We start from the raw sequence: 24683 nt of genomic DNA on the forward strand, positions 1-24683 counted from the left end.
TTTTCTCTTCCTAATGCAATTTTGAAATCAGTTCTCTGATTTTCTTGCTTCGGTCATTTGCTTCCAAACAGACCCCTTGGCTTCTTCCCCACCTTCGATTCGTTCAATCGCCATTTTGATTTGCATGCTGACTTCAAATTCGGGGTCATTTTCAGCTGCTTTTAGAGCTGGCAGGGCACTTTCATCCCCTTCTTCATATAAAAACATCGCCGCCCGCCAGCGGACTAGTTTACTTTGGTCTTTAAGGGCCGCCATCATTTCATTGCCTGCTTCCGGGAATCCCAAGTCCGATAAACAATCTCCTGCTGTCCTGCGAACCGTTACTGTCTTATCCTTAAGGGCTTTATATAAAAGCGGCAATACGGCACGGTCTTTTATCATTCCGAGATAGACAGTGGCTAGTCTGCGAATGGATGGCTTCTCATCCCATAATGCCTTTTCTAGGACCGGTAAATCCTCGAGCACCGGATCATCCATTTGCTCTAGCAGCTGATAGCGTACCTGCCAGTCGGAATTAGCCAGCGCTTCAAGTGAAACCTTTTTCCGTGTAAGGATTGGTTTTACTTTTGTAATAGAATCTTTTTGCTGAGCACTTTCAACTAGTGCTTCTAATCGCTCTTGAGGATAGGCGGCAATTAATTCTTCCACAACGTCCTGGCCAATTTGGTCAAAGTCTCCGTATCGGACACCCTGGTCAGCCCATTTTCTTAATAAAATATAGTTTTCGTCAGGGAGCTGCGCTTTTTCTCGTGCCTTTAAAAAGTATTCTGGCATTCCGAAGCGTTTTTCGGTCGAGCCATCGGATAACTTCACTTGGAGCGGAATATCCTTAAACATTTGGACTTCGACTTTTATTTCACCGAAATGCTCATTTATTTGGTTTTCAGTCTGAGTGGATTCGGCTGCAGCTTCTCCAAACGACTGACGGACCTGAGGGAGCAATACCTTCCAGTCAAATTTGGCATTCCTTTCAACTGCCAGGAAATCAGCAACGTGATACACACCCTTGATTCCTTCGATTTGAAGGATTGCCTGAATGACAGGAGGAGCCTCTGCAGATGTTTCTTTTTTATAATTATGGCTTTTCCCCATTGGCAGTTCTTGATCTAAAATAATTTTCATTGTATTTGGACTTGGCGTTGGTTCAATCGCCTTAATTTTCAACACAATCACCTAATTCATAATGTTATCTCTATCAAGTTTAACACATTGGTGGTCGTTCATTCATGAACGAAGCTCTTATTTTTAGGTAAGAAATGCAGTTCGCGAGAAAATTACCTTTTTCGGCGAGTAAACTTAAAAGTTTCGCGGGTAAACAGTAAATTTCCGCGAGTAAACCGTAAAATTTCGCGAGTAAATAGAAAATTCCCGTACCATAGAATCTCCCCACCACAAAAAAGCACGCCAGAGGCGCACTTTTTATTCATTTTCCGCAAGTTCAGCTAGATATGACCATCTTTCAATTAAATATTCGAGTTTTTCATTCAATTCTGCTTCCTGTTTCATTAATTCCTGGGCTTTGGTGAAATCACTGCCCGACTTCCCTAATTCCTCCGAAACTTCTTCAATCTTGGCCTCGGTTTTAGCAATGACCTCATCAATTTCTTCCCACTCTTTTTTCTCTTTAAAAGACATTCTTTTCTTTTTTTCCTTTTCAGGAGCTTTAGGAGCTGGTGTCGAAACTTTCACAGTTTTCACTGCTTCTAGAGCGGTTTCTTTCTCTAGATATTCCGTGTAGTTTCCATAAAAGGAATCTATGTTTCCTTCACCGCGTAAAACAAGCAGCTGCTCTGCCACTTTATCGAGGAAATAGCGGTCATGGGAAACGGTGATCACCACACCAGGGAATTCTTCGAGATAGTCTTCAAGGACGGTCAAGGTTTGTGTATCTAAATCATTGGTCGGCTCGTCTAGTAAGAGAACGTTCGGTGCAGTCATTAAAAGCTTCAACAGGTAAAGACGACGCTTTTCCCCACCAGATAACTTACGTATCGGTGTTCCATGGGTAAATGGCGGAAATAAGAATCGTTCAAGCATTTGGGCCGCGGAGATGGTCTTGCCATCCGATGTTTCTACAATCTCGGCCGTTTCCTTAATGTACTCAATCATCCGTTTATTTTCATCCATGTCTTCGCTTTCCTGTGTATAATAAGCGATCTTCACGGTCTGTCCCATGATGAATTCACCTTCATCAAGCGGAATTCTCTGGGCGAGAATATTCAAAAGGGTTGATTTTCCCGCTCCATTCCTGCCAATGATCCCAATTCGATCGCCAGGCTTCACTAATAAATCAAAATGATTTAAAATTGTTTTTTCCGCATACCGCTTGGATCCATCCTTCAGCTCAAAAACCTGTTTGCCAAGTCTGCTGCCATTTAACGAAATATCAAGCTTTTCACTGGATGGCTTTCCTGATGCAACCTTTTCATCTAGCTCTTCAAACCGTTGAATACGCGCCTTTTGCTTCGTTGTTCTCGCTTTGGCGCCGCGCCGGATCCACTCAAGCTCCCGCCGGAAAAGGTTTTTTCTTTTTTCAAAGGTCGCTGCTTCATTTTCTTCGCGAATCGCTTTAGCTTCTAAAAAAGCCGCATAATTTCCTTTGTAGCTATATAAATTGCCGCCGTCTAATTCAAACATCCGATTGGCAACCCGGTCTAAAAAGTAGCGGTCATGTGTAACCAGCAAAATGGAACCTGAGTATCTGCTTAAATATTCCTCCAGCCATTTAACGGAATCAAAGTCTAAATGGTTAGTAGGCTCATCAAGGATAAGTAAATCAGGTTCAGCAATCAAAACCTGTGCTAAGGCGACACGTTTTTTCTGACCGCCAGAAAGCTCACCAATTTTCTTTGTAAAATCCTCGATTCCCAATTTCATTAATATCGACTTAGCATTCGTACTCGCATCCCAAGCATTTAACGCATCCATTTGCCTTTGCAATTGAAATAGTTGTTCTTGAACCTTTGCATCAGCTGGAAATTGCTCCAGATCCATTAGTGTTTTTTCGTATTCCCGCATTAACTTTAAGATGGGCGCTTCCCCATGGAAGACTTGTTCTAGCACAGACTTGTCCGAATCCAACTCGGGCTGTTGGTCTAAATAAGCAATAGAATAATCCTTTGCGGTGATAATTTTACCTTCGTCAGCAATGTCCACGCCTGCAATAATTTTTAATAAAGAGGATTTGCCTGTCCCGTTTATCCCGATTAATCCTACTCGTTCCTTTTCACTAATCGTGAAGGATATATCGTTAAAGAGCTGTTTCTCCCCATAGGTTTTTGACACATTTTCAACTGTTAACATTTTCATGAGCCTTGCCCATCCCATTCTTGGTAAAATTGTTCTAAAAATAAGACCATCATTTGGTGCCGGTTTGCAGCCATATTTTTGGCAGCTTCTGTATTTAATAGGTCTCTTAATTTCAATAATTTTTCGTAAAAATGATGGATGCTTGTCGATTTTCCTTTTCGATATTCTTCCAAACTCATTTCTTTTCTTACGGTAATACTAGGATCGTAAATAGGCTGTCCCTTTTTCCCTCCATAAGCAAACACTCTGGCAATTCCAATTGCCCCGATGGCATCCAATCGATCAGCATCCTGTACAATCTTTGCTTCTATTGATTCTAGGGTGGTTTTTCTTCCGCCTTTATATGAAATCGATTCGATAATTTTTACGATATGATTTTTGTCCGCATCCGTTAATGAGACAGACTCTAAAAAGGTTTCGAGTTTTTGCTTTCCTTTTTCCGCACTTTCATTTAATTTTTCATCTGGTATATCATGGAGAAGCGCTGCCATTTCGATGATAAACGGATCTCCAGCTTTTTCTTCCTTGCAAATATGTAATGCGTTTCGACGGACACGATCCACATGGAACCAATCATGGCCTGTAGCATCTTCACCTAATTCATGTCGAACAAATTCTTCGGTTTGTTTTATGATCATTTAAAGCACCTACCTTCACCCATGTTATTTTATCATGAAAAACAAACAAAAAATAACCCCGAATGTTTCGAGGTTATTTTTTGTTTGCTTGACGTCCGCTTTTTTTCTGGCTTTGTGAACTAGTATTTCCAATTTGAAAGTCACTGCCTAGTTCAATATCATTTCGGTTATCCTGTTTTTCAATTTGATCTCTTGTTTGATTTGCATTCTGCCTTCCTTGTTTACTCATGGCCAATCCCCCTCCTGCTTAGATTTCGTGCAATCTTAGTATGCTCCAGTGGGGGAAAAGTTATTTCATGGCATTATGCCAGCTGATTCCCAGGGTATTTTCACCTGCGTGGACACCGATGACTGCACCTAATGGGCAACAAATTACGTTTAAGTCAGGAAATTGCTTACCAATTTCAGCTTTCCATTCCTCCGTATATTCTTCATGAAGACCATAGAGAATATACACCTCTTTAAATTGTTGCTTCTCATATGCTGCCCTAAAATAGTCAAGGATTTTTTCCTTTGCTTTTTTCTCGCTTCGGACCTTTTCCTTTACGTTCAAGGCACCATCTTCAATTGATATGATTGGCTTTACGTTTAACAAACTTCCCAGGAAAAATTGGACACCTGTCATTCGGCCGCCGCGATGAAGCTGTTCTAGACTGCCAACCAAAACATACGTTTCATTCGTATCCCTAATCTTACTCATTTCCTCAATGACATTTTCAAGTCCTATACCCGCTTCAAGCAGATTCATCCCTTTTTTGAGTAAAGCCGACATAGGATAGGTAAGAATTTTCGAATCAAAGGTTGTTACCGGAATATTTACAAGTTTTGCTGCCTGCTCACTTGAGGATACTGTACCACTTAGTTTGCCTGATAGATGAACGCTGACGATTTGATCATAATCTTTTTCAAGCTGTTCATACAAAGCCTGGAATGCACCAATTGATGGCTGTGAGGTGGTGGGAGGATTTTTTAATTGTTTTAATCTTTCAAATAACTGGGTTGGAGTCAAATCAATCCCATCTGCATACACCTCTCCGTCCAATATAATCGATAATGGAATGGAGTACACATCTGGATGATTTATTAATTCACTATCTAAATAGGCTGTGCTATCAGTTACCCATGCTGTTTTGACCAAGACCATCTCCCCCTATTTTTAGTATGTGGTCATAATACTAAGTTAAAACCATCGTACCTTTATTTTTGAATATTGTAAATATTTAACGATAAAAAATAAAACCGGTTGATTAAACCGGTTTTACTGAAAGTAATGTCTCTATATCTTTTGCGATTTCGCTCGGTTTTGTCTGAGGAGCAAAACGCTTTACGACTTTTCCATTTGAATCCACTAAAAATTTAGTGAAGTTCCACTTAATTGTATTAATGCCCAACAACCCAGGAGTTTGTTCCCTGATGTATCTAAACAATGGATGGGTATATACCCCGTTAACATCCACCTTCGCGAACATCGGGAACGTTACACCATAATTTAATTCGCAAAAGGATTTAATCTCTTCCTCAGTGCCAGGGTCTTGATTCATAAATTGATTGCAAGGAAACCCAAGGATTTCTAACTCTTTATCCTTATAGATTTCATATAGACTTTGCAGCTCTTTAAATTGAGGGGTGAAACCACATTTGCTTGCCGTGTTTACAATCAGTACTACTTTCCCTTCAAATTGCTTGAGCGAAATTTCTTGTCCATCAATCGTTTTAGCGCTAAACTGATAAATTGTCATCCTTTACCCCCTATTTTCTGGCGCCACAATTGCCTGGAGCTTTTCCATTGTGGTGACCATAAAATCAGCCATTTCAATCAAATCATCCATTTGCTCTTCACCAATTATTCTTTCAAAATCAAGCGTAATAGTATTTTTGATTTTTCTAGGTTTATCTAAAGGATTATATTCTACAGATTGAGTAATTTTCCTCTTTTCGCCCCAAATGTCTAAAAATATTGTTTCAATCGCTTGAAAATCAGCTGAAGTATCCAAAAGTTCCAGGAAAAATTGTAATTTAACATAGCTTCCGGCAAGCTTTTCTGGCAGGGAGTTGGACAAAAGCTCCGCTGCCAGGTTAACAAGCTTTGATTCCATTTCAATTTTGGCAGTTACAGAACCTGCTGGCAATTGAAAGGATAGGTCAAACGAACGCGACATTTTCGCCATGTTAATGAAATCATTTCGGTCTGTAATAATGATTTCACCGCTTAGGTCAAAATCATAAAGTGCACCTTCAATAACTACTTTCATATTATCAAAGGCAGTCGGATCAAACATCTTATTTCTCTCCTTTAGAAAAGGCCTAACGCATTCCCGTTTTCATCCACGTCCATATTCAAGGCTGCTGGCTTTTTGGGCAGTCCCGGCATTGTCATTACTTCCCCTGTTAAAGCAACGATAAATCCAGCGCCAATTGATGGTTTAAACTCCCGGACCGTTACGGTAAAATCCATTGGTCTCCCTAATTTGGAAGGGTCGTCAGATAAGGAATATTGTGATTTTGCCATACAGACAGCCAAATTGGACCAGCCGAATTTTTCAAAATCCAGCAATTGTTTTTTCGCTTTTGGGGAGAAATCAACATCCTTTCCTCCATATACCTGCTGGACGATTGCTCTTACCTTTTTATCGATGGAATCAGAGAGGTCATATAAAGAGTGGAAATTATTTTCCTCCTTTTCAATGACGGTTAAAACTTTTTCAGCAAGCTCAATACCGCCTTCCCCGCCCTTTTCCCAAACCTCTGTCAAGGCAACCGGAACGTTTTCGCGTTTACACCACTCTAACAATGTCTCAACCTCTTGGTCGGTATCGGTGATAAATTTGTTGATTGCCACCACAATTGGCAGTCCAAAGCTTTTAATAGTTTCAATGTGTTTCTGTAGGTTCGCAAATCCAAGTGTTAGGGCAGGAATGTTTTCTTTCGATAATTCCGTTTTCGCAACACCGCCATGCATTTTCAAGGCCCGGATTGTCGCTACAATGACAACCGCTTCCGGTTTTATGTTAGCACTTCTAGATTTTATATGTAAAAATTTCTCAGCTCCTAAGTCAGCACCAAAGCCAGCTTCGGTAATGACATAATCGGCAAGTTTGGCAGCAGCTGTCGTTGCAATCACACTATTGCAGCCATGGGCAATATTGGCGAATGGCCCGCCGTGAATCAGGGCAGGAGTATGTTCAATGGTTTGGACAAGGTTTGGTTTTACCGCATCCTTTAATAACAAGGTTAAAGCTCCTTCAACACCTAAATCACCCACCGTTACAGGTTCCTTCTTGTAGTTATAGGCAACAACCATTCGGGATAAGCGTAATTTTAAATCCTTTAAGTCAGTGGCTAAACAAAGTACTGCCATAATTTCCGAGGCCACAGTAATATCAAAGCCATCTTCTCTTGGGACACCCTGCAGAGGACCGCCAAGGCCGATTATCACTTTTCTTAATGCTCGGTCGTTCAAATCCAAAGCCCGTTTCCAAACAATTCTCCGCTGATCAATCACCAGTTCATTTCCTTGTTGGAGATGGTTATCTATAAGAGCCGCAAGGGCATTATTTGCCGTCGTTATCGCATGCAGGTCCCCAGTAAAATGCAAATTAATATCTTCCATCGGAAGAACCTGAGAATATCCGCCGCCAGTAGCGCCGCCTTTTATTCCCATTGTTGGCCCTAATGAAGGCTCGCGCATCGCAATCATTGCTTTCTTGCCAATCCGATTGAAGGCATCTCCCAATCCAACAGTTACGGTTGATTTGCCTTCTCCCGCCGGCGTAGGATTAATCGAAGTCACAAGAATTATTTTTCCACTTTCTTTGGTCTTAATTTTGGCTAAAGCTTCATTCGAAATTTTCGCCTTATATTTTCCAAAAAGCTCTAGATCATCTTCTTCTAAACCAATTTTTTTGGCAATCTCGATAATTGGCTGCATTTTTGATTCTTGGGCAATTTCAATGTCGGACTTAACTGTTGTTTTCATTACCACCCTAATCCCCCACATTCAGCATTTAGAATATAACTACGACTACATTGTATCAAAAATGCGCTTTCAAACCGAATGTTAATTATGAACAAATTATTATCTTTTCTGAATTTATAATATATGTTTATAATAAGAATAATGAATTTTTTAAATATTCATTGACGGACAACGGTGAACCGTTGTATTAATAAATGTATCATTTTAATAATAAGGGGTTGGTCACTTGCCTATTAACATTCCTAAGCTGTTGCCTGCAAGGGAAATTTTGGAGCAGGAAAATATTTTTATCATGGACAATGAGCGTGCTACAAGTCAGGACATCAGGCCATTAAATATACTTATTTTAAATTTAATGCCTGAAAAGGAAAAAGCGGAAACACAGCTGCTAAGATTATTGGGTAATTCACCCCTTCAGGTGAATGTTAAGTTTTTAAAAACAGACTCTTATGAATCTACCAATACAAGTAAACAGCATCTTGAACAGTTTTACACAACCTTTCCGCAAATTCAAAACCAGAAATTTGACGGGATGATCATTACTGGCGCCCCAGTTGAACTTTTAGAGTTTGATCAAGTAAAGTATTGGTCTGAACTTAAAGAAATTATGGATTGGACCAATAAAAATGTAACTTCCACTTTACATATTTGCTGGGGCGCGCAGGCAGCACTTTACTATCATTATGATATTGATAAATTTGAATTGTCTCGTAAATGTTCTGGCATCTATGCTCATCGAATTTTCGAACAAAATGATATCTTACTTAGAGGGTTTGATGATCAGTTCTATGCTCCTCATTCCCGGTATACAGATGTATCCGTAGAAGCGATTAAAAAGAATCCGAAACTAAAGCTGCTGGCTGCTTCTGAGCAGGCAGGGGCCTTATTAATTGCTTCAAGAGATAGAAAGCATGTTATGATTACTGGTCATTTAGAATATGAATCTGATTCACTTGCACAGGAATACGATCGCGATCTAAACAAAGGATTAGAGATTCATATGCCTGAAAATTACTTTCCAAACAATGACCCAACACAGCCGCCAATCAACCGTTGGCGTTCCCATGGTCACCTTTTCTTTTCAAATTGGCTAAATTATTATGTCTATCAGGAAACCCCATTTAATTGGGATTAGAAAGCATCGGCGTAGGCCGGTGCTTTTTGGTTTATTTTGCGTATGATATAGAAAGAATATATCGAAAAGGAGGAATAATCGTGGAGACAATAGTCGCATTGCATCGTAATCATTTTGGTGAAATTATCAGCTTTGTCACTTCAGAAGGACGGATTATATCCTATCGAAAGGCTTTAATCGAGGCAGAATCGGGTGAAATCGATGGAATATCATCCGTTCAGGGTGCTGATGGAACATTATCGTTAACCACAGAGTCCACTCAGTCATTCGACGATTATCCAAACTTATTTTAAAAGCACCCGGCTCAGGCCAGGTGCTTCTTTTAATTTTGTTCATTTTGTTTTTGAATTTCTTTTAATGCTTCCACGCGGTTCGGGTTTTCTTCAAAAAACTGAACCAAGTCCCCGATACGATCGATGGAATCCCAGCTTAAATGATGCTCGATCCCCTCAACATCAGTATAGATGTTTTCATCTTTAACTCCTATAATTTTGAGAAACTGTTCAAGAAGTTCATGTCTAAAAACAAGTCGCTTGCCAATTTTATTACCTTTTGGAGTTAAACTAAGTCCTCTATATTTTTCATACACCAAATATTCATCTTTATCCAGCTTTTGAACCATTTTTGTTACTGAGGAGGGATGTACAGATAACGCTTCGGCTATATCAGAGACTCTCGCGTATCCTTTTTCTTCAATTAAATTATAAATTTGTTCAATATAATCTTCCATGCTCGGTGTTGGCATCCCTTACCCTCCATTGTCTATCATCATTAAAAGTTTACTATAGATAAAAACGAGTGACAAGGCTATTTATCTCTGAATCAGATCCCATCGGTATTTATTTTGGTGCAGGCTCAGCAAAAATAAATTTAATTTTTTGCTCCTTTTCATCGAGATAAAGCTTTGCATTAAAGGTTTTATCTTTATTTGTAAATCCTTCTATCAGTTCTGTTGTTCCTTCTTTAAGAAGCATTTTAATATTCTTTTGGGTTATGTTCTTTCCAAGGATTTTTTTTGAAATGGTAAAATCACACTTATTATTTTTATAATTTGAGCAGCCATAAAAGCTGCCTTTATCGACAACCGCCCCATCACATTTCTTACAAGGTCCTAGTTTTGTAAAGGTTCTGGTCTTCGTTGATTTCTTCCCAGGAGTAAAATTTTCCCTTACGTCATCTGAAAAAGCCCAATTATTAGCTTGACCAGTTCCGGATGTTATTAGGTGCAAAACCATCTTTTTCGTCTGTTCCATAAACTGCTTAGGTGAAGCGAAGCCGTCTGATATTTCCTTCAGCTTTTGCTCCCACTTTGCTGTCATTTCCGGTGAAGCAAGTACCTCTTGACCAATGGCACCGATTAATATTTTGGCCTTGGCGGTGGCATACACCAAATTTTTGGTTACTTCAATATAATGCCGATCCTTCAGCATCGTAATAATACCTGCTCTAGTTGCCTCTGTCCCAAGTCCTTCTGTCTTCGCCAAAATTTTCTCTAATTCTTTATCCTCGATATGTTTGCCAGCTGTTTTCATTAAGGTTATTAACTGCCCTTCTGTATATCGCTTGGGCGGCTGTGTTTGGCTCTCTTTTACCTCTACCTTTTCTGTGATTCCCTGCTCCCCTTTTGCCAGCTGCGGCAGGGCAGGGTCATCATCATGGTCCTTTGGTTTTAAAACCTTTCTCCAGCCTTCTTCAATTTGAACCTTCCCCTTCGAGATAAACTCTGCTCGTCCATCTACAAGGGTTGTTACCGTAGTATATTCGAAAATGGCTTTTTTGTAATGAATCGCTAATAAACTTTTAACTACTAAGTCATAAATTTTCCGCTCATCCGGATCTAACTTTTCCATAGTTGGAATTTGCTCAGTTGGAATGATGGCATAGTGATCGGTCACTTTTTTTTCATTTACATACCGTTTATTATCTGCAATCGAGGAAATCGGCAATGGGAAAAAGGCTTGATAGTCTTTAAGCTGCCCTAATTTATTAAGAATTTCCGGGAAGGTGCCCGCTTCTTCTTTTGTCACATAACGTGAGTCAGAGCGTGGGTAAGAAACATTTCCTTTTTGGTAGAGTTTTTGCAGAACATCCAGTGTTTTTTTCGGCGGGAACTTAAATAATTTATTAGCCTCTGCCTGTAAAGTAGAAAGATTATATAAAAGGGGTGGGTAAAATTCTTTTCGCTCGGAGATTACGTTCGCGACCTCAGCCGGTTTTCCTTGGCAAAATGCTGCAACCTTTTCGGCCAACTCCTTTTTATTTACACGAGTTTCACCATCGTTCTGCCATTTCCCAATGTATTTTTTTTCATTTATTAAGAAATGAGCAAGAACCTCCCAAAACGGTTCAGCCTTAAAATTTTCTATTTCTAATTCCCTCTTAACGATTAAAGCTAATGTAGGTGTCTGAACTCTTCCAACCGAAAATACATCGGAAAAACCTTGTTTTTGAAGAAGCAGGCTGTAAAGTCTAGATGCATTCATCCCAACCACCCAGTCAGCACATGCACGTGTATAGGCTTCAAAAAATAAGCTTCGTGTATCGTTTTCATCGAGTAGTTTTTTAAATCCTTCTCGAATGGCATTCGCGGTTAAGGATGAAATCCAAAGCCTCTTCATTGGCTTATGGCATTTGGTTAATCTTAAAATATTGCGGATAATTAACTCCCCTTCACGCCCCGCATCACCGGCATGAATAATTTCCATTACCTCCGGATTGGAAACAAGCTTTTTAATAATTGCAAACTGTTTTGCTTTATCTTTCGTGACTTCATATTCAAACTGTTCTGGAATGATAGGCAAATTATCCAAGGACCATTTTTTCCAGCCAGGCTGATATTTTTCTGGAGGAACTAATTGGCAAATGTGTCCAATTGCCCACGTTACATAGGCACCATTTGGAAAAAGTTCATTCGGAAAAATTTCAATAAAGCCGTTTTGTTTTTTATGCTTAAAGATGGACGCCAGAGTTGAACCTTGATCTGGTTTTTCAGCAATAATTAGCTTCATAATCATTGTCCCCTTTTTTAAAAACATCTCCGCTTTCATTTTACCTATTTCGAACTATCCTCGTAAAGTAATAATCATATCCATAAAAAAACCTTTCCGGTTAGAGGCCCGAAAAGGTTTACGTTTATCCATGACTACTGAATATACCAATTTTCTTCTGAAATAATATTTGAAACGGTTAATATAAATGATGGAATCCTTTCTACATTAAAGACAATCGCTCCGATATTCCTGTTAAACATGATAAATGCATCTCCATGCGAGAAAGTGGCAAGTTTATGACTCATTTGCTGCAAGGACATAAAGATTGCCTGTTTCTCGTCTGCTTCAATCCTTATCTGTGGTGAGAATCTTAAGATCCATTCGTCTCCGTCAATCGAAAATCGATACATGATTTCCCCACCCAATCATGTAAAATTTATTAATTAAACATATGAAAAAGTAGGAATTTTATGTTATGAATTGGATAAAAAAACGCTGCCATTCCTTGACTGTCCATTTCCCTTATTGTATATTTAAAGCATCATGTATCCGAACATGATAATATTCATCTTTGGCACCAATAAAGGGGTGTCTTGAAAGGCTTAGGAGGAAGAAGTAAATGCAAAACGGTAAAGTAAAATGGTTTAACAATGAAAAAGGTTTTGGTTTTATCGAAGTTGAAGGCGGCGACGATGTATTCGTACACTTCAGCGCTATCACAGGCGAAGGCTTTAAATCATTAGAAGAAGGCCAAGAAGTTTCTTTCGAAATCGTTGAAGGAAACCGTGGACCACAAGCAGCTAACGTTGTAAAACTATAATCCTAATAATAACCATTCAAGGGCTGACGATTTCGTCAGCCTTTTTAATTTGTCAGTTTTTTCCCAAACTCCTGCAGCTTTTCTCCAACGGTGCATTGTGAAATACAAAAACGGTGCGCTGTCCTCCGTCCGCCTTCTTTTTTTAAATATTGATGCAAAAAGCAGCCTTCACAGTAATGATTAATCATGTTTTCGACCTGACTTAAAAGTTCTTTTCTGGCTTGATCCTTCACTAATTCCGTACACCCCCAATGTTATAGGATTAATGTTTTGGCAAAGATTTCTTTTCCTTCTAGTGCTTGGGTAGCCAGCTTATCTGCCTCTTTATTCTCTTTTCTTGGAATGACCGTATATTTAGGAATAAGACCAAGCGCTTTGATTTTTTCCTCAATTCGATCCAGCCAGCGGTTTAACGTTGCTTCATAGCACGGCCAATCCCCTTCCAGCTGTTTTAACACAACCTGCGAGTCCCCCTTAAATTCACAGGATAAATGTTTAACACCTAAATCCTCTAAAATATTTAAAGCATAATAAAAAGCAGCATATTCGGCTTCATTGTTAGTTTCCATTTCGTTAAATCGCTCGTTAGCTCGAATCCGGTATTTCTTCTTCCCTTGTTTAAAAAAGATAACAGCTCCGAGACCAGCTTCATTTGTTTCCTTTTGAAAGCCCCCGTCAAAAAATACAATAATTTCATGTGGGTCCTCTTCGATTTCTGTTAACAGTTTCCTCATTTCCTTTAAAATCCAAGATGTTCCTTTCTCATCATAAAAATACAGGTCCGTTATTTTCCCGGATTGCTCCAATTCCTCACCTATCTCAATGGCTGTTTCACCTGAAACCCACTCAGATGAGAATTGGACCTTTTCATTACTTTTTAATTTATGATACCACTCAAGCCTATATTTCATTGTTTTCAGTCCTTCATGAAAATTTCAGTTACCATTATATATATTCTTTTTTATCATACCCACTTGTGCCATATAAAAAATATTTTCCTGCATGACTGTTTTAAAATATGATAAACTTTCATTATTACATTGTTGGAGGAAACGTAAATTGATTGAGGTCTACATTGATGGAGCCAGTGCCGGTAATCCTGGTCCTAGCGGTGCAGGTATTTTCATTAAAGGAAACGGAATAGTTGAAAAATATTCAATTCCCCTTGGAGTTATGTCAAATCATGAAGCGGAATTTCACGCTTTTATTAAAGCGTTAGAGATTTGCCTAGAAAAGGGATTTGCTGACGGTGTTGTTTCCTTTCGGACTGACTCCGAATTGGTTAACAAGGCTGTTGAAAAAGAATTCGTTAAAAACAAGCTTTATTCTCCTTTGCTTGAAAGGGCATTGCAATTAGCTAAACAAATTGATTTATTTTTTATGAAGTGGATACCAAGTGCTGAAAACAAAACAGCTGATGAGCTTGCCAGACAGGCTATTCAAAAAAATGAAATTGGGGAGCAATCAACACCATGAAAAAAACTATCTATGCTGATTTAAGTTTGCTTCTTGTCACTTTAATATGGGGAACTACTTTTGTATTGGTACAGAATGCCATCGACTTTCTCTCTCCCTTTGCTTTTAACGGGATTCGTTTCTTCATTGCGGCAATATTACTTATTATTTGCCTGCTTATTTTTGAGAGAAAGCAATTACAATTCTTGGACTTCAAACTAATTAAATCAGGAGTCTTAATTGGTTTTTGGCTGTTCCTTGGATATGTAACACAAACGATCGGCCTACTATATACCACCACCTCAAAGGCTGGATTTATCACTGGATTAAGCGTCGTATTGGTTCCGTTATTTTCAATGATTTTATTAAAGCAAATGCCTAGCCGGAATGCGGTATTAGGTGTGATTACCGCTACACTTGGCTTATTCCTGCTGACAATGACGGATGTAAGTTCTTTAAATATTGGCGATGGATTTGTTTTTATTTGTGCGATTAGCTTTGCCATGCATATCATTTTTACTGGTAAATTTTCAAGCAAGTATCCATCACTTTTATTAACGGTCATTCAGATAACAACCGTTGCCGTTTTATCAATGATTTCTTCATTTCTATTTGAGGATTGGCAAAATTCCTTTAACATGTCTAATTTATTATCGAATTCAGTCATCCTCGCATTAATTATCACAAGTGTTTTCGCCACTGCCATGGCCTTTTTTATTCAAACCAATTTTCAAAAATATACGTCAGCAACCAGGGTTGCTTTAATTTTCGCAATGGAACCCGTTTTTGCTGCGATCGCTGGCTACCTATGGGCAGATGAACGCCTATCCGTCAGTGCATTGTTTGGCTGCATACTTATTTTTATGGGAATGATCTTTGCAGAGATGCCGGTTAACAAAATCCCTTTCCTTAAAAAAAATAAGAGTATCGAAGGATAAAAAAACTCCCTTTTCCAATTTGGAAGGGAGTTTTTTTGTATCTTTGCGCAAAATAGCGATTTATAAAGCAAGCAGTTCTTTTTCTTTAACGAACTTTATGGCGCCGCTTCTGGTTTTAATCCTATTTGAAGCTAATGTTTCCAGCAATGAAACATAAAAACTGCCATCAAAGGTTTTCTGCGCCTTTAAAGTTAGTTCAATTGCCGTATTGATGACTTCATCGGTAGCATTTGTATAATGTTTCCCGAAAAAAATAAATCCAATGGCATCTTCTTGAAACTGAAATCCCTTTCCCTTCAAGAAGTGTAAATAATCTTCTACCGTCCGCATTTACGTTCCATCCCTCTCCCTGCAGTCTAAAAGCGTCCCTTTAGAATCTTAACGTAAATTTGGGGATTTTTCTATTCTTTTTTGTACATTTATGGCCTAAAATTCCCACTAGGACCCCTAGAAGTGCTCCGCCAATTACTTCTTCTGGCTCATGACCTAACATTTCTTTCAGCTTTTTGGGTTTCTCTTCTTTAAATTCTACACTTTCATCTTTTTGTATCTTTTCAATTAGATCATTCATTGAGTTTACCTTTAAGGTGAGCTCCCCTGTTTGCCTTCTAACCCCTTGGGCATCGTACATGACAATCAGCCCATAAACAAGGGATAGGGCAAAATCTACCGTTGGCAGGCCACGCTGCAGGGCAATATACGTTGTTAACGTTGATACGCCCGCTGAATGAGAACTAGGCATCCCGCCTGTCCCAAAAAAAAGCTCTGGACGCCATTCCTTCTTTTTAAAATAGTGGATAGGAATTTTCACACCCTGTGCCAGTGCAATGCTAAAAAGGGCTAAATAAACACCTTTGTTCATTTTATCACCTCTGCCTTTATTGTTAGAAAGGCTGAGTTTTATTATTCCATATGGAGATACTAACCAAGCAGGAGGTGATGGATATGGGTAAAAAACTCGGAGCTAGTCGTGGTGTTAAAGCACCCGGTGTTAATCCACAAGGTTACGGTCAGGATGCAGAATTTGCTGAGGAACCAAAAAGTAAATTAGAAAATGCAGCCAAAAAGAAAAATACAAAATGAATAAAAATCTGGCTGCCCACAGACAGGCAGCCAGATCAACCTTACTTGCTATTAGGAAACATATGCTTCATCCAGCGGCAGCAAACGCTGCAGGCCGCGAAGCTCTAATTCCATTAATTTATTTAATGCTTTTTCTTTTTCAATTCTGAGTCCAGCATCTTCTAAGGTACAGCTTACGGGAACATCACATTTAATTTCTGCGAGCCTTCTTGATAGGTGAAGCATTTCTAAATCCTGTTCAATTTTAGTTTTGTTGGATTTAGACAGCCGGTCCAAGTTTGCGATAATACCCTCGACATGATCAAATTCCTGAAGTAGCTTTAATGCTGTCTTTTCACCAATTCCTTTAACTCCTGGATAATTATCACTAGGATCACCCATTAAAGCTTTTAAATCAATCATCTGCCTTGGTGTAATTCCTTTTTCCTCCCAGAAGGTTTGCGGCGTGTGTACATGGTAATTTCCATAACCTTTTTTCAATAGGATGACGGAGATTCTCTCATCAAGGAGTTGAAGGATATCCTGATCACCCGTCAAAATCGAAACATGTGCATATTCTTTGATTTGATTAGCTATGGTTCCGATGCAATCATCTGCTTCATACCCTTCTAGACCAATATTAGGTATGTCAAATGAGGCAACGACCTCTTTTACTAAATCAAATTGCGGAATGAGCTCAACAGGAGCCTCGCCGCGATTCCCTTTATAAGCATCAAATAATTCTGTTCGGAAGGTTTTACTGCCCATATCCCAACAAACGGCAAGGTGGGTTGGTTTAAAAGAAGATACGGCTGTAAATAAATGCTTTATAAAACCATGGATTCCATTTGTAGGAATTCCTTTAGAATTTATCATAAATTGTCCTGTTACCGCCGTTGCATAAAACGCACGGAATAACAAGGCCATTCCATCAACTAGCATAAGTGAAGGCTTTTGAATATTGTTCATTTTTGACCTCCTAAAATTGTTGGTAGAAAAACAACACGTTCTCCATTATAACATAATCTGAGGTCAAAAATTATTCTATTTTATTTTCTTCATAGGAAATCCAATCACTAAAACTTCCAACGTAAAGCTTTACATTGTTATACCCGGCTTCCTTTAAAGCGATGAAGTTGGGAGTTGCAGTTACGCCAGAGCCGCAGTAAACAATAATTTTCTTGTCTTCTCCAACATCCGAGAACCGCTCTTTTTGTTCTTCCTCCCTTTTATAGCTCCCGTTATTTAAACCGGCCATCCAGGGTTTATTGATTGCCCCTGGAATATGGCCTGCTTTCTTATCAATGGGTTCTTCAATGCCTAAATACCGCTTTTCTTCACGTGAATCAATTACAACAACATTTTCGTTTTTCCCTAAAGCTGCTTCTTTCACTTCTTCAATGTCCGCCATTATTTCCGGTTTTAATTGGATGTTAAACTTTTCTTTTTCAAAGGACGGCAGCACCGCAGTTGTTGGATAATTTGCTTCTACCCACTGTTTAAAGCCCCCATCTAGTACGTATACCTGTTCATGTCCAAGATAACGTAAGAGCCACCAAAACCGGCCAGCAAATGCACCTTCACCATTATCATAGACAACAATTACCTTTTCATCATCTATTCCTGCAGTTTCCAGTTTATCGACTAATTCCGTTAATTCTGGCAGGGGGTGCCGTCCGCCATGCTCTCGGACAGGACTTGATAGGTCTTTTTCCAGATCAAAATAGACAGCGCCAGGCAAATGGCCAGCTAAATATTCTGTTCTTCCTTTTTCAGGATCAGCTAATGAAAACCGGCAATCAACAATTCTTACATGACTATCTTGTAAATTTTTGTGTAACCATTCTTTATCCAGGATAAACTTCAAAATCTTCCCCCCATTTTCATATTATTTTTGTAATTGCTCTTGAATTTCGGTCAAAAGTTCAATGGAGACTCCGCCTTCTAATGCAGCAAGGAGTCCTTGATAATAATCCTTCACCTGCTCCTCCATTTGATTTAACAAACGGTTAAATTCAGTTGATAATTTCCTATCATAATGTCCCTTTAAAAGATTCGTTTCCTGCCTTAGATAGTCATCTGCAAGAGGATTTAATGTATTGTAAAGTTCTTCACTCATCCGCTGCTTTTCATTTTTTTCGAAAAATGATTTTGGATTTTTAAAATAAGACATTGCTTTGGAAAACTGTTGATTATTTAGGCTTGTAAAGGCTGTTTGAAAATCAATATCCTCTCCATGTAATATTTCAAACGTTGAAAAAGAAAGGTCTTGATTTATTTCAATAAGTTTTCTAGTTACAGCAGATTGATAATCTACAAAAAGTTTTTCGATGAACCTGTCTAATCTTACGGTTGTTGCCCTCATTTCCTGAGCCAAATCAAAGCCGAGGCTTTCTAGAAATTCATCCAGCGCACCCTGCAATGCCCTTTTCAAATTTCGGCCATCGTCTCTTAGGGTTGAAGGATTAAATGCTTCTTTAAAGAAATCGCCAAACCTTAAAAATACTCGTTGTTTGATGTAATAAACTAATTCTTCAGCCTCTTGATATAAACGGTTTTGAATAGCCTCAGGTGTTTGTTGTTCAAACAATCCCTGAATGACCGCCTTTTGTTTTTCGATCTCAAGCCGCTTTTGTTCCTTAATTGACTTGTCTTCTTTTGAATTTTGAATTAACTTGTTCACTAACCCCTGAACACGAGATAATTCCGCCTCCGCAGAAGAAACAGTCATTTCTGTCAGGTCATTGGTAATAAAATGATAAAACGCATCTTCAAAATTCGCCATTCCGGAGCTTCTATCTTTTGTCGGATTAGTTTTCTCTTTTAATGCGAGCAGACTCGATAAGGAATAGAGGTGCGGATTTCTTATGCCATATTTAACAAGCTGTTCACCTACATAAGCGGCAACTGCATCCTTCTCTGCCTCATTTTCAGCAAGGTCGATGGCATTTATCAAAAAGAACATTTTATCCATTTGGAATGATTCTTTGACACGCCCGAGCTGAATCAGAAATTCTCGGTCTGCTTTTGAAAAAGCATGGTTGTAATATGTGACAAACAGGATTGCATCTGAGTTTTTGATATAATCAAATGCAACACCCGTATGACGGGCATTAATGGAATCCGCTCCTGGAGTGTCCACAAGGGTAATACCTTTGCGTGTTAACTCACAATCATAATAAAGCTCAATCCATTCGACATAGCAGGATTTTTCCTCTTTTGCAACAAACTCTTGAAACTCGGTTAAATCAGTTTCCATGATGGTCCCAAGTTGATTAACAAATGTGTCATAGCCCTTATTAAAGGCTTGCAGAAAAGCAAAATGGGTCTTTTCCAAAACTCCTGCTTGACCTTCCCCAAGCATAATTTGATCAATTCTCTTGGAAGCCTCTGCAAAATCGTCAGCATGAAACTCAAAAACCTTCAAGGAACGATTTACATCCTCGAGCATGGTGCTTTTTTCTTTAAACTTCACTAATACCGTTCCATGAGGAATTTTATCTGTTACTGGCTTGATTTTATTAATGGCAGCCGTTGTCGGATTTGGCGAAACAGGCAGCACTTTTTCCCCCATCAAGGCATTGGCAAAAGAAGATTTTCCTGCACTAAATGCACCGAATAAGGCAACTGTAAATCCCTTATTATTTAATCTATTTGCTTTTTCGACTAATTCTAGTGAAAGCTTTTTAAAACCTGGCAGAGTTTGAATCAGCTTTGAAGCATGATGCAAGCGATCAATGGTTACTTGCAAACGATTTTCTGCAATTGGCTGAAACGATTTTGCTTCTTTAAGAGGAAGAATCTCTGCCTGGACTGAAGGGGCAGGCTTGCTGTTGTTATTCTCATTAGCAACAATTGTTACTCCTTCAGATTTGATTAATTCGTACTCTTCCACTTCGCTTTGGCTGAACAAGTGATAAAAATCTTCCTTCAGACCTTCTGATTGTGTCAGCTTCTCTGAAATGAGTTTTTCGATACCCATCAAGTTTTTTTCGGAATTGGTTATTTCTGATAAGGCGTTTACATATTTCTCGACATTGCTAAATTCCTTTTCGAACTGATTCTTTAATTTGATATTTTGTTCTGTTAACGAATCTAAGTATCGAGCTTTAAATTCACTTAATTGATTTCTCGCAATCTTCTTTATTTCATTTGCGACATCATCTGTGTAATGAAGAAGATATTCTCCTGATAAACGGGCTCCTGTCTTAACTGTTTTCTGTAGAATTTCAAGCGGGACTGGAACTGAAAATCCTTGAGCTAAACTAAGTAGTTCACCTTGATCAAGCTTGGTTTCCTTCAAGGTCCGCAGTAAATATTCCCGTAAATGCCACTCGAGCTGTGATTTCGTTTTATCAAGAATATCTTGATAAAAGCAGTCCAACCTCGCTTCCCTTTCCTCTTGGGTTTTTTGTTTGGAGAAGAGGAATCCAACCTTAAATTCCGGCTGACACGATTCTAAATAGCCCTCTGCCAAATTCCTTGTTTGAAACGGCATGAGGTAGGCATTTTTCATAATTTGTGCAATTTCATGATCGAAGTCTTTTTCCTTATCACCTACTCCTTCCTTTAATTTCTTCAAATCAGAAGTGATATTTTGATAGGATGCTGACAAAGTCTGTTTCTCATGATCGGGTAACTCATTTAGCAAATCCACTGCTGGAGCAAGCTTTTCTTCTTCTGCTTTTTTTAAGTCATTTAGGTGGTCTTGAGTTATTTTTTTCAAAGAATGAAAAATAGATGGGAGCAGAAATTGATCTTTTGCCGCTAATCTTTCAGCAATGAATTCCTGAAGATCATGAAATTCATTAAATGGGTTGTCCTTATATTTTAAGGAAGTATAAAAAATCTTTGCAGGCTTTACACCCCATGAAGCAAAGGAATCTATAACACTTTTTTGGAATTCTGAAAAACTTAATTCTTCATCTTTGTGCTTATCGATTTGGTTGATGACCAAATATACTTCTTTGCCTGCTTCGGTAAGTTCTTTTGTAAACAAAAAGTTTAATTCCGCTTGAACATGATTATAGTCCATCACATAAAAAATTAAATCGGCGAGATGTATCGCTGATTCGGTTGCTATTCGGTGAGCATCATCAGCTGAATCGATACCAGGAGTGTCCATAATCACCGTATTAGGCGGTAAATGGGAATCACTGTGGCTAATCTCAATTTCCTCAATTTGGTCTCCGTCTTTGCAATAGTTTTTGACCAATTCATAATCATAGGGGGCTAAATAAAGCCTTGGTTTTTCATTTTTGAAAAACACCTTGGCGTATTCCTCCCCAGATTTTACTTTCACTAGGTTGGCGCTTGTTGGTATTGGGCTTGATGGCAGCAGATTTTCGCCGACGACCTGGTTGATCATTGTCGATTTTCCGGCAGAAAAATGTCCGCAAAAGGCAATAGTGAACTCACGATTTTCTAATTTTTGGGCAAGTTGTTTCACCTTTTCTGCTTGCTGATGGTCCTCTTGTCCCAATAAATATTCATATATTGAAACAGTTTTATGCTTTAGTGTTTCTATCGTTTCATTTGGATTGGCTGTTTTAACCATAATCTTATATACCCCTTAACAACATGATAATATGTTTTATTTTATACGATAATTCAAACTTTTCCTATCTTGACACTAGAAAAAACAAAAAAAACCAAGGCTTTTTACCTTGGCTTTTTTTAAATCCTATTAATGTGTAACATTTTTTAAAACGTGCTTCATGACAAATGCATAAATTAAAACGGTTCCGCCCACAAAAGCAAAAGTCATATGTAACACCTTCCTTATCAGACTCTCAGCTGAGAATGATTTTCATCGTTAATTAAATAGTAGCATAGCTGATAATGATTTTCAATATCTCTTATGAATTGTCACAATTATTTAACAAACTTGGGAATGAAGCGATGGCAGTCCTTAAAGGTTCCTTCATATTCGGTTAAACTTTTAAGAGCATTTTCTTCCTCGCGAATTCGGATAGCCAGCATAATGGCATTAAAAATCGTAAAAAGACAAGCTGTCAAATAGGCTGAAAATAAGGTTGGAATAACTAAAAATTCGATTGTCACAACAAAATAATTTGGATGCCTTATATATCGGTAAGGGCCTTTGCGAATGGCTGGAGCATCAGGTAAGACAATTATTTTTGTATTCCAAAATCTCCCTAATGAAGCGATTACCCAAATTCTAAAAAACTGGGCAAAAACAAATATCATAAGAACCCAAGGCCACACAGTAGAGAATCCTCGATTGAATAACAGCTTTTCCAATAAAAAACTAATAAAAAACAAGCTGTGCATCAGCACCATAAATCGGTAATGTTTTTCACCAAATTCAATCGCTCCTCGCTGCTTCATCCAAGATTCATTATTTTTCGCAACCAGGACTTCCACAATCCGTTGAAGTATGATGAAGCTAAAAAACAGTGTAAAAGGAAGGAAATCCTTCATTCAATTCCACCTCAATAGAAGTAATTCTGAGCTAAATCCTGGACCAAGGGCGGTGCAGAGCCCAATAGATCCTTCAGAAATATCCATTTCCATATAACGCTTTAAAACATATAAAACGGTTGCCGAGGACATATTCCCATACTGCTTTAATACTTCAAGGGATACTTCCGTCATTTTAGAGGGAATTTCTAATGACTTAACATAAGCATCAATAACTTTTTTTCCACCTGGATGGGCGATAAAATAGTCAATTTGCTCAATGGTCAATTCGTTCTCCTCCAAAAATCCACTAACATTAGGCTTTAGCCAATCTTCAATGATATGGGGGATATCACGTGAGAATACGACATACAATCCAGAATTTTTAACGTCCCAGCCCATCACATCCAAAGAATTAGGCATCAACATGGATTGTGTGGTGAGGATCATCGGTGATGCCGCCTTTTTCCTAATACCCTCCATGTTCACGTTATCACCACAAACCAATGCACAAGCAACGCCATCGGCAAATAGAGAAGTCCCAATTAAATTGCTTTTGGATAGGTCGTTACGTTGGAAGGTCAGGCTGCATAACTCTACAGAAAGTACAAGAACTTTTGCGTTTGGAAAGGCCAAACAGTATTCAAATGCTCTAGATAAACCTGCAGCCCCTCCAGCACAGCCCAATCCCCATATTGGCACCCTCTTCGTCTGGGAACGAAATGGCAAGGTATTCATGATTCTTGCTTCAATGCTTGGTGTGGCGATACCAGTTGTGGAAATATAAAAAATAGCGTCAATTTCTTCATAAGGAATATTTTCCGTTAGAAAAACGCTATTATTTAAACACTTTTCGATAGCTTCGATACCAAGTGTGGTAGAAGACTCGATATAAGCATTATTCTTTTCCTCAAAAGAATGATTCTCTTGGAACCATTCAATATCGTTTACAAAATGTCTTTTTTCAATATGACCATTTTGAAACGCTTTTAATAATCGTTCAATATCCCTAAATGAATCGCTAAAGAGCTCACGCGCGAATTTCGATGCCTGTCCTTGTTTAATTTCAAATGGTGGAATTGCCTCTGCAATGGAAATAATCGTAGGCATTATCATTCTCCTTCGACATATGTAAGGGTATTTTTTCCAGCAGACAAGAAAATTATGCGATGAGAAAAAAACGATAAAAAAAAGCTTCCCCTATTTGGAGAAGCAAACGTTTTGAAGGTTGTTGTTGTGCTCTCTTATTATAACTCGGAAATGGTTTTCGTACATTGCATAAACATTTCCAATTTACTGTTTATCTGGCTGCTTTTGAACTTCAATTTTAATTTTTTTATCGGCTACAGATCCGCAAATCTTGCAAATTTCGACCACATCGTAAAGAAGGCGGCAATTCTCACAATAATACTTTTCCACAAAAAACACGCTCTTTTCTGAAAGAAAATTAGGTATTTGATTTTATCTTATTTTCTATTTTCCATTTTGTGACTATCTTTTAAATTTGTTCATTTTTTCACAAATCAGCTATTAATCAATTACTTTTATCACAGGTTAGATGTGATTATTCACATTTTAGTCACAATTGAAAGCGGGCTTTTGTGATATAAATCACTGTTACATCAAGTTAATAACATTAACATAGTAGATATCTAAGGAATGAACAATTTGTGAATTTCGAAATTTCATATTTTACTTTCAAAATTGTTTTGTATTATGAAAGAGAATTAATTAATTTATCATTTCATTATCTGAAGGGAGTGCAAGGGGATGGCGAAGGCGGAACTAAAAACAAAACATAAGACTGAAATAGAAGACAGCTCTTCTCTCAAGGGGACACTCGCATCTGTTTTCTTTTTGGGATTCTTTATTATTATCACTTGGGTCAGTGTCTACTATTTATTCGTTGAACGTTTTTAAAATTTAAGGAGGAAACA

At 38.4% G+C, this 24683-nt stretch carries 28 protein-coding genes; 7 read left to right on the plus strand and 21 right to left on the minus strand.

Features of this window, described 5'->3' with window-relative positions; all coding sequences use genetic code 11:
- Positions 1-27: 27 nt before the first annotated feature.
- From LC455_RS19970 to LC455_RS20005, 8 genes are all read right to left on the minus strand, one after another.
- On the minus strand, positions 28-1164 hold the full coding sequence (locus LC455_RS19970; protein ID WP_223593349.1) for a conserved virulence factor C family protein: 1137 nt from the start codon (positions 1162-1164) through the stop codon (positions 28-30).
- 255 nt (positions 1165-1419) lie between these two features.
- Positions 1420-3309 (minus strand): ABC-F family ATP-binding cassette domain-containing protein, encoded by a 1890-nt coding sequence (locus tag LC455_RS19975; RefSeq protein WP_223593351.1) that lies wholly within the window; start codon positions 3307-3309, stop codon positions 1420-1422.
- Positions 3306-3947, minus strand: coding sequence for an HD domain-containing protein (locus LC455_RS19980; RefSeq protein ID WP_223593353.1), 642 nt, complete (start codon positions 3945-3947; stop codon positions 3306-3308). The genes LC455_RS19975 and LC455_RS19980 overlap by 4 nt, the downstream gene beginning before the upstream one ends.
- Positions 3948-4020: 73 nt before the next feature.
- A complete protein-coding gene (locus tag LC455_RS19985) occupies positions 4021-4176 on the minus strand; it encodes a hypothetical protein (RefSeq protein WP_223593355.1) in 156 nt (51 codons plus the stop codon).
- Positions 4177-4236: 60 nt separating this feature from the next.
- Positions 4237-5085 carry a DegV family protein gene (locus LC455_RS19990; protein WP_223593356.1) on the minus strand — a complete coding sequence of 283 codons (849 nt, stop codon included), beginning with the start codon at positions 5083-5085 and terminating at the stop codon, positions 4237-4239.
- 109 nt (positions 5086-5194) lie between these two features.
- Complete coding sequence (locus LC455_RS19995) at positions 5195-5686, minus strand: glutathione peroxidase (protein WP_223593358.1); 492 nt, start codon at positions 5684-5686, stop codon at positions 5195-5197.
- Positions 5687-5689: 3 nt separating this feature from the next.
- Positions 5690-6226 carry a hypothetical protein gene (locus LC455_RS20000; RefSeq protein WP_223593360.1) on the minus strand — a complete coding sequence of 179 codons (537 nt, stop codon included), beginning with the start codon at positions 6224-6226 and terminating at the stop codon, positions 5690-5692.
- Between the two features lie 14 nt (positions 6227-6240).
- Positions 6241-7923 carry a formate--tetrahydrofolate ligase gene (locus LC455_RS20005; RefSeq protein WP_263297849.1) on the minus strand — a complete coding sequence of 561 codons (1683 nt, stop codon included), beginning with the start codon at positions 7921-7923 and terminating at the stop codon, positions 6241-6243.
- A gap of 226 nt (positions 7924-8149) precedes the next feature.
- Here LC455_RS20005 and metA point away from each other — a divergent pair, with 226 nt between their 5' ends.
- Positions 8150-9058, plus strand: coding sequence for a homoserine O-acetyltransferase MetA (gene metA, locus LC455_RS20010; RefSeq protein WP_223593363.1), 909 nt, complete (start codon positions 8150-8152; stop codon positions 9056-9058).
- A gap of 80 nt (positions 9059-9138) precedes the next feature.
- Entirely contained in the window at positions 9139-9351 is a 213-nt protein-coding gene (locus tag LC455_RS20015; protein WP_223593365.1) for a DUF3892 domain-containing protein, read from the plus strand.
- Between the two features lie 29 nt (positions 9352-9380).
- Here LC455_RS20015 and mntR read toward each other — a convergent pair whose 3' ends face one another.
- From mntR to LC455_RS20030, 3 genes are all read right to left on the minus strand, one after another.
- A complete protein-coding gene (gene mntR / locus LC455_RS20020; protein WP_223593366.1) occupies positions 9381-9803 on the minus strand; it encodes a transcriptional regulator MntR in 423 nt (140 codons plus the stop codon).
- A 94-nt stretch (positions 9804-9897) separates the two neighbouring features.
- On the minus strand, positions 9898-12066 hold the full coding sequence (locus tag LC455_RS20025) for a DNA topoisomerase III (RefSeq protein ID WP_223593368.1): 2169 nt from the start codon (positions 12064-12066) through the stop codon (positions 9898-9900).
- Between the two features lie 134 nt (positions 12067-12200).
- A complete protein-coding gene (locus tag LC455_RS20030; protein WP_223593369.1) occupies positions 12201-12458 on the minus strand; it encodes a hypothetical protein in 258 nt (85 codons plus the stop codon).
- Positions 12459-12667: 209 nt separating this feature from the next.
- Between LC455_RS20030 and cspD the strand changes: the two genes are divergently transcribed.
- Positions 12668-12868, plus strand: coding sequence for a cold-shock protein CspD (cspD, locus tag LC455_RS20035; protein WP_026563856.1), 201 nt, complete (start codon positions 12668-12670; stop codon positions 12866-12868).
- Positions 12869-12912: 44 nt separating this feature from the next.
- Here cspD and LC455_RS20040 read toward each other — a convergent pair whose 3' ends face one another.
- On the minus strand, positions 12913-13101 hold the full coding sequence (locus LC455_RS20040) for a zinc-finger domain-containing protein (RefSeq protein WP_223593370.1): 189 nt from the start codon (positions 13099-13101) through the stop codon (positions 12913-12915).
- A gap of 21 nt (positions 13102-13122) precedes the next feature.
- Positions 13123-13779 carry a reverse transcriptase-like protein gene (locus tag LC455_RS20045; RefSeq protein ID WP_223593372.1) on the minus strand — a complete coding sequence of 219 codons (657 nt, stop codon included), beginning with the start codon at positions 13777-13779 and terminating at the stop codon, positions 13123-13125.
- Between the two features lie 148 nt (positions 13780-13927).
- Between LC455_RS20045 and LC455_RS20050 the strand changes: the two genes are divergently transcribed.
- Entirely contained in the window at positions 13928-14344 is a 417-nt protein-coding gene (locus LC455_RS20050) for an RNase H family protein (RefSeq protein WP_223593374.1), read from the plus strand.
- Positions 14341-15261, plus strand: a complete 921-nt coding sequence (locus LC455_RS20055; protein WP_223593376.1) for a DMT family transporter — start codon at positions 14341-14343, stop codon at positions 15259-15261. The genes LC455_RS20050 and LC455_RS20055 overlap by 4 nt, the downstream gene beginning before the upstream one ends.
- A 60-nt stretch (positions 15262-15321) precedes the next feature.
- Here LC455_RS20055 and LC455_RS20060 read toward each other — a convergent pair whose 3' ends face one another.
- Both LC455_RS20060 and LC455_RS20065 read right to left on the minus strand, forming a co-directional pair.
- A complete protein-coding gene (locus LC455_RS20060; protein WP_223593378.1) occupies positions 15322-15591 on the minus strand; it encodes a DUF6123 family protein in 270 nt (89 codons plus the stop codon).
- A gap of 40 nt (positions 15592-15631) precedes the next feature.
- Positions 15632-16123: a divergent PAP2 family protein gene (locus LC455_RS20065; protein WP_223593380.1), complete on the minus strand. Its 492-nt coding sequence runs from the start codon at positions 16121-16123 to the stop codon at positions 15632-15634.
- 83 nt (positions 16124-16206) lie between these two features.
- Between LC455_RS20065 and sspL the strand changes: the two genes are divergently transcribed.
- Complete coding sequence (gene sspL / locus LC455_RS20070; RefSeq protein WP_223593381.1) at positions 16207-16344, plus strand: small, acid-soluble spore protein L; 138 nt, start codon at positions 16207-16209, stop codon at positions 16342-16344.
- Positions 16345-16395: 51 nt separating this feature from the next.
- On the opposite strand, the gene LC455_RS20075 is transcribed toward sspL, so the two are convergent.
- The 6 genes from LC455_RS20075 to LC455_RS31495 all read right to left on the minus strand — a co-directional run bounded on the left by LC455_RS20075 (position 16396) and on the right by LC455_RS31495 (position 24165).
- Entirely contained in the window at positions 16396-17292 is an 897-nt protein-coding gene (locus LC455_RS20075) for a 5'-3' exonuclease (RefSeq protein WP_223593383.1), read from the minus strand.
- A gap of 70 nt (positions 17293-17362) precedes the next feature.
- Complete coding sequence (locus LC455_RS20080) at positions 17363-18190, minus strand: sulfurtransferase (RefSeq protein ID WP_223593385.1); 828 nt, start codon at positions 18188-18190, stop codon at positions 17363-17365.
- 21 nt (positions 18191-18211) lie between these two features.
- Complete coding sequence (locus tag LC455_RS20085) at positions 18212-21880, minus strand: dynamin family protein (protein ID WP_223593387.1); 3669 nt, start codon at positions 21878-21880, stop codon at positions 18212-18214.
- 317 nt (positions 21881-22197) lie between these two features.
- Positions 22198-22767: an isoprenylcysteine carboxyl methyltransferase family protein gene (locus LC455_RS20090; RefSeq protein WP_223593388.1), complete on the minus strand. Its 570-nt coding sequence runs from the start codon at positions 22765-22767 to the stop codon at positions 22198-22200.
- Positions 22768-23856: a type III polyketide synthase gene (locus LC455_RS20095; RefSeq protein ID WP_223593389.1), complete on the minus strand. Its 1089-nt coding sequence runs from the start codon at positions 23854-23856 to the stop codon at positions 22768-22770.
- A gap of 183 nt (positions 23857-24039) precedes the next feature.
- A complete protein-coding gene (locus LC455_RS31495) occupies positions 24040-24165 on the minus strand; it encodes a hypothetical protein (RefSeq protein ID WP_263297850.1) in 126 nt (41 codons plus the stop codon).
- A 351-nt stretch (positions 24166-24516) separates the two neighbouring features.
- Between LC455_RS31495 and LC455_RS20100 the strand changes: the two genes are divergently transcribed.
- Positions 24517-24666: a cytochrome c oxidase subunit 2A gene (locus LC455_RS20100; RefSeq protein WP_223593390.1), complete on the plus strand. Its 150-nt coding sequence runs from the start codon at positions 24517-24519 to the stop codon at positions 24664-24666.
- The last annotated feature ends 17 nt before the right edge of the window (positions 24667-24683 follow it).

It is taken from the genome of Neobacillus bataviensis (assembly GCF_019969725.1).